Source organism: Sphingobium sp. S6, assembly GCF_905120495.1.
Classification (GTDB): domain Bacteria; phylum Pseudomonadota; class Alphaproteobacteria; order Sphingomonadales; family Sphingomonadaceae; genus Sphingobium; species Sphingobium agri.
In genome coordinates this window covers 1-1,676 of record NZ_CAJHOG010000041.1, presented here as the reverse complement: position 1 = coordinate 1,676, position 1,676 = coordinate 1, and the positions used below count along the sequence as shown (strand labels likewise).

Below are 1,676 nucleotides of genomic sequence, written 5' to 3'. Positions count from 1 at the left end.
TCACAGCTTGCCAGTCAACTCCGGCACGACCTTGAACAGGTCACCGACCAGTCCGATGTCCGCCACCTGGAAGATCGGCGCGTCCTCGTCCTTGTTGATGGCGATGATGGTCTTGCTATCCTTCATCCCCGCCAGATGCTGGATCGCCCCGGAAATGCCCACCGCGATGTAAACTTCCGGCGCCACGATCTTGCCCGTCTGCCCGACCTGATAGTCATTCGGCACATAGCCAGCGTCCACCGCCGCACGCGAAGCGCCGACCGCCGCGCCCAGCTTGTCCGCCAGCGGATAGATCACCTCTTCAAAAGTCGGCCCATCCTTCAGCGCACGGCCACCTGATACGATGATCTTGGCAGAGGTCAGCTCCGGACGCTCCTGCTTGGCGATCTCCGCGCCGACAAAGCTGCTGAGACCCTTGTTACCGGTCGAAGCAACCGCTTCCACCGCGCCCGAACCACCCTCGCGCGCCGCCTTTTCAAAAGCAGTGCCACGAACGGTGATGACCTTCTTCGCATCCTTCGACTTGACGGTCGCGATCGCGTTACCCGCATAGATCGGCCGCGTGAACGTGTCTTCGCTTTCCACCGACAGAATGTCGCTGATCTGCATGACGTCCAGCAGAGCCGCCACGCGCGGCGCGATATTCTTGCCGTTGCTGGTGGCAGGCGCGACGAACGCGTCATGATGGCCCATCAGTTCGACGATCAACGGCCCGACATTTTCGGCGAGCGCATGACCAAAGGCCGCGTCATCGGCGACATGGACCTTGCCCACGCCCGCAATCTTCGCAGCAGCCTCGCCCACGCCGCCGACGCCAGCGCCAGCGACCAGCAGATGCACTTCACCCAGCTTTGCAGCGGCGGTAACGGCGGAAAGGGTCGCGTCCTTGACGGCGCCGCCCTCATGTTCAACCCAAACGAGCGTCTTCATGCTGCAACTCCCAGAGCCTTGAGCTTCGCGACCAGTTCATCGACATCGGCAACCTTGACGCCAGCCGAACGCTTGGCGGGTTCGGTGACCCTCAGCGTCTCCAGGCGCGGCGCGATATCGACACCATAGTCGGCAGGCGTCTTCGTGCTAAGCGGCTTGCTCTTCGCCTTCATGATGTTGGGCAGCGAAGCATAGCGCGGCTCGTTCAAACGCAAGTCGGTGGTGACGATCGCCGGAACGTTCAGCTTCACCGTCTCCAGGCCGCCATCGACTTCGCGGGTCACGCTGACCTTGTCACCCTCTACCTCGACCTTCGAAGCGAAGGTGCCCTGCGGCAGGTTCAGCAGAGCGGCCAGCATCTGACCAGTCTGGTTGCTGTCATCGTCGATCGCCTGCTTGCCCAGGATGATCAGGCCAGCGCCTTCCTCTTCCTGCACCTTGGCGAGCAGCTTGGCCACGCCCAGCGGTTCAACCTCGTCATCGGTCTGGATCAGGATCGCACGGTCCGCACCCATGGCCAGCGCCGTGCGCAGCGTTTCCTGCGCCTTGGCAACGCCGATCGACACCGCCACCACCTCGGTCGCCACGCCCTTTTCCTTCAGGCGGATGGCTTCTTCGACCGCGATCTCGTCGAACGGGTTCATGCTCATCTTGACGTTCGCCAGATCGACGCCCGTCCCATCCGCCTTCACCCGCGGCTTCACATTATAGTCAATGACCCGCTTCACGGGCACAAGGATCTTCAT

At 62.3% G+C, this 1,676-nt stretch carries 2 protein-coding genes; both read right to left on the bottom strand.

The features are described 5' to 3' along the window. A complete protein-coding gene (locus tag SPHS8_RS20265; protein ID WP_201516838.1) occupies positions 1-930 on the bottom strand; it encodes an electron transfer flavoprotein subunit alpha/FixB family protein in 930 nt (309 codons plus the stop codon). Next, the gene (locus SPHS8_RS20260) at positions 927-1,676 is read right to left on the bottom strand and encodes an electron transfer flavoprotein subunit beta/FixA family protein (protein ID WP_201516837.1); all 750 of its coding nucleotides are present in this window, start codon (positions 1,674-1,676) and stop codon (positions 927-929) included. Before SPHS8_RS20260 ends, SPHS8_RS20265 begins: the two co-directional genes overlap by 4 nt.